Below are 6,649 nucleotides of genomic sequence, written 5' to 3' on the forward strand. Positions count from 1 at the left end.
GCAACAAAGAAAAAAGCGAGGAAGAATAAAGCAAATCCTCCCTGTAACGAAGTCTCTATCGATGATGATGTCCACAAAAAAGCGGGACAGAAAGAATGCTCTTTCTGTCCCGTTTTTTTTATGATTTTGAAAGTTCCTCGGTGAGTTTTAAAATCTGTGGAGCTAGCTTTTCTCTTTCTTTTTTTGTAATACGGGCGTACAGCGGATAGGCCGCAGCCACACCTATAATACCAATGACGCCTATCACGATTCCCGGAACAAACCATCTGTCCATCCAGACCATAGTGCAACACATACCAACGCCCAGGAGCAGGCAGCTAACCACACCGAGCACAGTCGAAATTATAGCTCCTTTTTTTGTAGCACTGCGGTCCAACCGACGAAGCAGCTCCATTTTATCTTCTTCTCTGGCCAGATATTTTTTTCGGATATTCTGAATTTCTTCCTGTTGTTTTGCCGAGTAGGTATAGTAAAAGGTGTCTTTTCCATTTTCCATAACCAATCTTCCTTTCTGCTTGATGGGATAACCATGGCACTATAAAAACCATTCATGTTTTTAAATTCTCTTCACGCAACCTCTTCATCTTTCGTGTTGAGCGAATTATCATAAAACTTCCCATCCCTACAATGATGGCACATACAGCTCCTCCTGTGGCGCCAAGCATTATCTGGCGAAAAGCCGTGCTACCATTATCAAATTGGGCCAGCATAGCAGTCTCCAAGGACAGCATAGAAACCAGTGCTGCCGCCAAATTGACAGCCTTTGCAGCCGACATCACCGGGCTTTGATATTTCCGATACCGTACCACATTGATAATCGCCATAATAGTAGTATAAAACGTATATAGCGCCATGACATAAATGAGGGACCCGGCATAATGAAAACCCCGATTTTGATACAGCACCAAGATTACCACGCCGGCCAATGCCAAATTCATCATGATGAGGATAGCTCCACACAGCCTATATCGTTTTAATTCGGAAATTGTATTTTCCCCGAAACCACTTTTGTGGGCATACCGTACCAACAAATAGCGCATGACAGCTAGAAAAATATAATATGCAGCCAAGGTTCCAAACCATACGGAATGGTAATAGACTCCCGAAAACGCGTGAACCCCTGCATATACAAAGTTAATTCCAAGGGATAGATGGAGGGAAATCCGCATCTTAAATGGGATGTCTTCTAGATAGCGGCTGACATAAGGATTTTTTCTGATCCATTGATTTGCTTTTCGAATCAGCGAGGTAAGGCTCAGGCAAACAATGGTCAAAGCATAGGCCGAGACAATATAGGATATATAAGAGATGGGACTGTCCTTTCCAGCGACAAGAAAGGTGTAAAGAAGCATTGCTGTCGCCACAGGTACACTGAGAATCACAATTGCTGTTGCTGGGAATAACAGTCTGTGCACGATTTTTTTAAGCCTCTCCATTTTGTTTTCTCCTGATTTTGACTGTAAATGTGCTTCCTTTTCCCACCTGGCTGCTGACAGAAATATCTCCGCCTACAATATCCATCACCCGCTTCACCAGAGCCAGCCCCAGCCCATTACCCTGGGTCGCATGAGAGGTGTCACCCTGGTAAAATTTTTCAAAAATATGTTGTCCTACTTCTGGTGGAATGCCACAACCGGTATCCGATACCCGCACAACCGCATTTTCTCCCTCCGTGGTCAGGGAGAGGGTTATTTTGCCATTATCCTCCGTAAATTTGATGGCGTTGGAGAACAGGTTGTTCCAAACCAGAGAGAGCAGCTGCCCATCGGTATCCACAAAAACTTCCTCTTCCACACTGGTTTCGATTTCCAAATTTTTTTCTTCCCATGCTCCTTCAAATGAAAGCAAGGCCTTGGTTGGCTCTAAACATCAGACTCTTTTGGAAGCTTCTTCCCTGAGAATTTCTGGAGCAATTTGGATACATAGTAGGAAACACAGGCCCACAAGGTCATCATGGCAAAGTACTCTCCGAAGAAAAGCGCAAGGGGCTGCTCCATATCGAAAAATACAAATTCACTGCGCAGGAACAAATAATCGGCAATATTATGTTTAAAGAAAGCATAGACGCCAAAGCCACAGATTACCAGCGCCAGAATCCGTAGAATCCAGGTGCGAAGAGATGAGGGTTTCATCTTTCCGCCCATCTTCCGCACCATTCCCATGATCATGCCCCAGTGCAGGCCGAGATGGACACTCATCAGGATGAAGCCCCAATAAGACGCCAACATATGCAGTGTCCGGGCAAAGCTCATACTGCCGTCAATAGGCAGAAATACAAACACCTCTCGGGATAGGATGACACCGCTGACCATCAGGCCAATCATGGAGACAAAAACTAGAACATTCACAATCGTCTGCAAAATCCGAAGAGCGCCATACCTTCCCTTTATCAAGTTCCTATACCACCGCCAGTTCAGGATATGGTGCAGGATAAACAGCAGAAACATGGCGGCTCCCAACCATTCATGGGCCGTTTCGCCAATGAGCATATAGGCCATCTGGCAAAACAACAGAACCGTCATAATCAAGTCTATCCCCATTTTTAGCATCATTTTGGGTTTCATGAAAAAATATCCTCCCGCATACTTATGATGTATTTCGTGTCTATCTCCCAGGTAGAATCCAGAATTTCTTAAATGGGGTAAAGCAGTGCTTTCGTTATTCCCCAAAATAGGCCTGGATTGTCTGCATCCTGTCCACCTGTCCCACATGAAAAGGACAACGGGAATCACAATGGCCGCAGCCAATACAATCCCCCGCTTTGGTGTCCAAATGGGCATAGTGATCTTTCGCCAACTCGTCTCCCGCCAGCGCCAGATCGTAATATTTATTAATTAGGCCCACATCCAATCCAGCGGGGCAGGGCTGGCAATGGTTACAATAAACACAGACTCCCGCCGCTTCCTGGGGAGCAAAGGTTCCCAGAATCGAATAGTCCTTTTCTTCTGATCCCGCCTCTACAAAGCCGAGAATGCGCTGGAGATCTTTTCGATTGCGTACACCGGGGAGCACGGTCAAAACACCAGGCTTACCCAACGCATACTGAATACATTGGTATTCTGTCAGTGCCCTTCCAAAAGGCGAGGTTCTGGCGTTGAGCAATTGCCCTCCGGAAAACGCCTTCATGACCGAGATCCCGACGCCTTTGGCCTCACAACGCCGGTAAAGATTCTGTCGCTGCTCCACATCTCCAATAGCAAATTCCCCTTTTTTCTGATAATCATAGGCCGGATTGATGCTAAACATCAGCATATCAAGAATTCCCGTATCCAGCACCGTCTCCACGATGCTTGGCGTATGGGATGAAAGGCCGATATGTCGGACTACGCCATCTTCTTTCAGCTTCAATATGTAATCCAGGATGCCGCCTTTGAGGGCATGATGCAGATCGGATTCTTCATCAATACAATGGAGAAATCCGAAGTCAATGTAATCGGTTTTCAGGGCATTAAGCTGCCAATCAATAGAACGCTTGATCGTATCCAAATCCGTTGTCCAGCTATATTTACCGCCCTGATAATTGGCGCCGAAGTGGATCTGAAAATATGCTTTTTCCCGCTGGCCTGCTAGGACCCTGCCGAAGGCGGAAAAGGGAGCCCCATCGGCAGAAGCCAAATCGAAATAATTGATCCCATTTTCCAGGGCCATGGTGATTGTAGCTTCCATTTCCTTCTCCCCAGCCATACCGATGGAACTGGTACCAAAACCAAGCACACTGATTTGTTCGCTTCCATGAGGCAACTTCCGATATTCCATAAAACGTTTCTCTCCCCTACTGCAAATATTTCAATCTATGAAATTCCTTGCAAGCCTATTATAAATAGGAATTGGCCCAATGTCTAATGCTTATGTCCAATCGCAATCAATGCTTATAAAGCATAAACAAATTCCGTAACTTGGATCAAAATATCGGCAATATAGGATGATAGGCCATTCTAGTGATCTCCATAACGACGGTTTTGCCTGTTTGGCGAGAACAATTTTAAGTATTATTTCAACGCTCCACCATCTTGGAATGCGTTGCCCACCTTTTCCCCCAGCACATGATAAGCCCTGTGGACCGGCTCAAAGGATATGGGACGGAATTTCGTGAAGTCAATCTTCCCGTCTGCTCCTAGGGCACTTTCATCAACACTGACATTGACAATTTGACCGATGATATTTCCATCTTCGCTGTACTTGAGGAACTTGCATTCTAGCGCTACAGGCAATTCATCCAGAATGGGGGCATTGATAAAAGAAGATTTTGTGGTATGAAAGCCAGATTTCTCCATCTTTTTGTGTTCTGTGTTGGCGGAGACCATGCCTACATAATCAGAAGGGATCACATGGTCGGCGTCCGCAAAGCTGATTGTAAAAGCGCCCTGGGCCTCAATATTCTTGGTGGTTTTATGGCCAGCGCTCAGGCAGAGCACCACCTTGTCGGCATCATAGAGTCCGCCCCAGGCCGCATTCATAGCATCAGCGGTTCCATCCTCGTTATAAGTGCCGATAATAAGCACCGGCAGGGGGAAAAACCAAGATTCTGTTCCAAAATTATTTCTCATGACAGATACTCCTTTTTATTTCTGTTCATCTACTGCGGGAATCGTCTCCGCATATCTCTTTAGCATTTCTGGGGTGCTGGTATAATAGCGTTTTTGCCGATCCAGGCCACCGATCTTCTCCATCTCCTCCGGAGTGAGGGAAAAGTCGAACAGCGCGAAATTATCCTGAATATGTGCCGGGTTTTTGGAGCCGGGGATGACAATGTTGCCGTCCTGGATATGCCAGCGCAGAATAATCTGAGCATTGGATTTCCCGTATTTATGGGCAAGTTCAGTAAACAACGGTTCCTGGATAAGCGCTTTGTCTCCATGGCCCAGCGGATACCATGCCTGGATGACTATCCCCTCTTGGGAAAGAAATTGTTTTAATTCCTTTTCTTGAGAGTAAGGATGCACTTCGGTCTGCAATACTGTTGGCTTTATCTCACAGATCTTTAGTATCTCCTGAATCTGCTCCACTGTGAAGTTAGAAAGGCCGATGGCTTTCACTTTTCCCTCCTGATAAGCCTTTTCCATCAGCTGATAGCCAGCTACATAATTTCCGGCCGGCTGGTGGAGAAGGAGCAGATCAATATAAGAGGTATCCAGCCGTTCCAGGGTCTTTTCTACCGCGTCCGGTTGTTCATAAAAGCTGGGCCAGAGTTTTGTCTCCAAAAAAATCTCCTCCCGAGCGACCCCGGATGCCTTGATAGTCCGTCCCACAGCCTTTTCATTGAGATAGGCATTGGCTGTGTCAATCAGACGGTATCCACACCCCAACGCATGGAGAACAGATGCCTCTGCATCATCCGGAGCCAGCAGAAAGGTACCAATGCCTGCCATAGGTATCTTGACTCCATTGTTTAGCTCGGCATATTCCATGGCCAATTCCTCCTTTTTATTCATTGCAACTATTTTGCAACAGTATGATTCATCTTGGCCGGCATTACGCCATAAACTGCCGACATTTGCATATGATTTAAAGCCTCATCCAAGGCATTGATTTCCGATTCCGTCAGCGGGATTGCGGCAGCGCCCATATTTTCCTTCATCCGCTCCGGTTTGCGTGTTCCCGGAATGGGGACAATCCATGGCTTTTTACAGAGCATCCACGCCATGGAAATCTGGGCAGGTGTGGCGTTTTTCTGTTTTGCCATGTGATGAAGCAGTTCTAACAGTTTTTGATTTTGATCCACTGCCTCATCGGTAAACTGTGGCATGGCAGCCCGGTAGTCGTATTGTCGGTCGAAGTGTTCCCCCTTGCCATATTTGCCGGTGAGAAATCCGTTTGCCATGGGAGAGAAAGCCACCAAGCCCACTCCCAATTCCTCTAACACTGGAAACAGGGATTCATAGTGTCTCGCCATCATGGAGTAGCGGTTTTGTACCGCGGTCACCGGGCAAACCCGATGAGCCCGGCGCAGATAATCCTCGTTGGCTTCTGAAATCCCCCAGTGGGTAATTTTCCCTTCCCGGATCAAGTCCGCCATGACGCCGGCTACTTCCTCTGGGCTGATGGCTGGGTCAATGCGATGTTGAAAATACAAGTCAATATGATCGGTTTGCAGACGTTTGAGCGAGTCTTCCACCGATTTTCTAATTGTCTCCGGCCGGGAATCCGGAACCAACGGCAAAGGCACCTTGCCGCTTGCAAAATCAAAGCGCAGGCCAAATTTGGTGGCGATGATCACCTTGTTCCGGTAAGGCGCCAACGCTTCCCCCACCAGGCGTTCATTGACATGGGGATCTGCCGGTGTTCCATACACCTCTGCGGTGTCAAAAAAAGTGTAACCAATATCTACCGCCTGCCGGAGCAGGTTGATTGTATCCTTCTCTTTCGTCGGGGCCCCATAAGCGTGGGAAAAGCCCATACATCCCAGACCCACGGCGGAAACTGTCAGATCCTTACCCAATGTTCTTGTCTGCATGTCGAATGTCATCTCCTTTGTCTCTATTATAGGCTTGCCGGATACAAAGCAGAAGTTTCCTTTTGTTTGGCAGTTGCAACCTAAAGGTTATCATCGTCCTTGGGCAGAGGGGCTCAACCGTTTCAAGGTAAAAGCATAGATTCCCAAAGAGACAGGCAGCATGATGATTTCTACTACCAACTGTGTCCAGATCAT

The 6,649-nt window shown here is 46.9% G+C and carries 8 protein-coding genes; all 8 read right to left on the reverse strand.

Features of this window, described 5'->3' with window-relative positions:
- Positions 1 to 118: 118 nt before the first annotated feature.
- On the reverse strand, positions 119 to 496 hold the full coding sequence (locus ACZ25G_RS10295) for a hypothetical protein (RefSeq protein ID WP_191481704.1): 378 nt from the start codon (positions 494 to 496) through the stop codon (positions 119 to 121).
- A gap of 52 nt (positions 497 to 548) precedes the next feature.
- Positions 549 to 1,436, reverse strand: a complete 888-nt coding sequence (locus tag ACZ25G_RS10300) for a hypothetical protein (protein ID WP_463682392.1) — start codon at positions 1,434 to 1,436, stop codon at positions 549 to 551.
- Positions 1,423 to 1,812, reverse strand: a complete 390-nt coding sequence (locus ACZ25G_RS10305; RefSeq protein ID WP_342680943.1) for a sensor histidine kinase — start codon at positions 1,810 to 1,812, stop codon at positions 1,423 to 1,425. Before ACZ25G_RS10305 ends, ACZ25G_RS10300 begins: the two co-directional genes overlap by 14 nt.
- Positions 1,813 to 1,862: 50 nt before the next feature.
- Complete coding sequence (locus ACZ25G_RS10310) at positions 1,863 to 2,564, reverse strand: DUF4405 domain-containing protein (RefSeq protein ID WP_342680942.1); 702 nt, start codon at positions 2,562 to 2,564, stop codon at positions 1,863 to 1,865.
- Positions 2,565 to 2,658: 94 nt separating this feature from the next.
- Entirely contained in the window at positions 2,659 to 3,756 is a 1,098-nt protein-coding gene (locus tag ACZ25G_RS10315; protein ID WP_463682393.1) for an aldo/keto reductase, read from the reverse strand.
- Positions 3,757 to 3,989: 233 nt separating this feature from the next.
- Entirely contained in the window at positions 3,990 to 4,547 is a 558-nt protein-coding gene (locus tag ACZ25G_RS10320) for a flavin reductase family protein (RefSeq protein ID WP_463682394.1), read from the reverse strand.
- A gap of 15 nt (positions 4,548 to 4,562) precedes the next feature.
- A complete protein-coding gene (locus ACZ25G_RS10325; protein WP_463682395.1) occupies positions 4,563 to 5,408 on the reverse strand; it encodes an aldo/keto reductase in 846 nt (281 codons plus the stop codon).
- Positions 5,409 to 5,437: 29 nt separating this feature from the next.
- Positions 5,438 to 6,454 carry an aldo/keto reductase gene (locus tag ACZ25G_RS10330; RefSeq protein WP_191510189.1) on the reverse strand — a complete coding sequence of 339 codons (1,017 nt, stop codon included), beginning with the start codon at positions 6,452 to 6,454 and terminating at the stop codon, positions 5,438 to 5,440.
- Between the last annotated feature and the right edge of the window lie 195 nt (positions 6,455 to 6,649).

It is taken from the genome of Zongyangia sp. (genome assembly GCF_965361945.1).

What these genes read in the sequence shown, in the direction of transcription:
- ACZ25G_RS10295 (WP_191481704.1), bottom strand. Translation starts at nt 496, where the DNA reads ATGGAAAATGGAAAAGACACCTTTTACTATACCTACTCGGCAAAACAA.
- ACZ25G_RS10300 (WP_463682392.1), bottom strand. Translation starts at nt 1,436, where the DNA reads ATGGAGAGGCTTAAAAAAATCGTGCACAGACTGTTATTCCCAGCAACA.
- ACZ25G_RS10310 (WP_342680942.1), bottom strand. Translation starts at nt 2,564, where the DNA reads ATGAAACCCAAAATGATGCTAAAAATGGGGATAGACTTGATTATGACG.
- ACZ25G_RS10315 (WP_463682393.1), bottom strand. Translation starts at nt 3,756, where the DNA reads ATGGAATATCGGAAGTTGCCTCATGGAAGCGAACAAATCAGTGTGCTT.
- ACZ25G_RS10320 (WP_463682394.1), bottom strand. Translation starts at nt 4,547, where the DNA reads ATGAGAAATAATTTTGGAACAGAATCTTGGTTTTTCCCCCTGCCGGTG.
- ACZ25G_RS10325 (WP_463682395.1), bottom strand. Translation starts at nt 5,408, where the DNA reads ATGGAATATGCCGAGCTAAACAATGGAGTCAAGATACCTATGGCAGGC.
- ACZ25G_RS10330 (WP_191510189.1), bottom strand. Translation starts at nt 6,454, where the DNA reads ATGCAGACAAGAACATTGGGTAAGGATCTGACAGTTTCCGCCGTGGGT.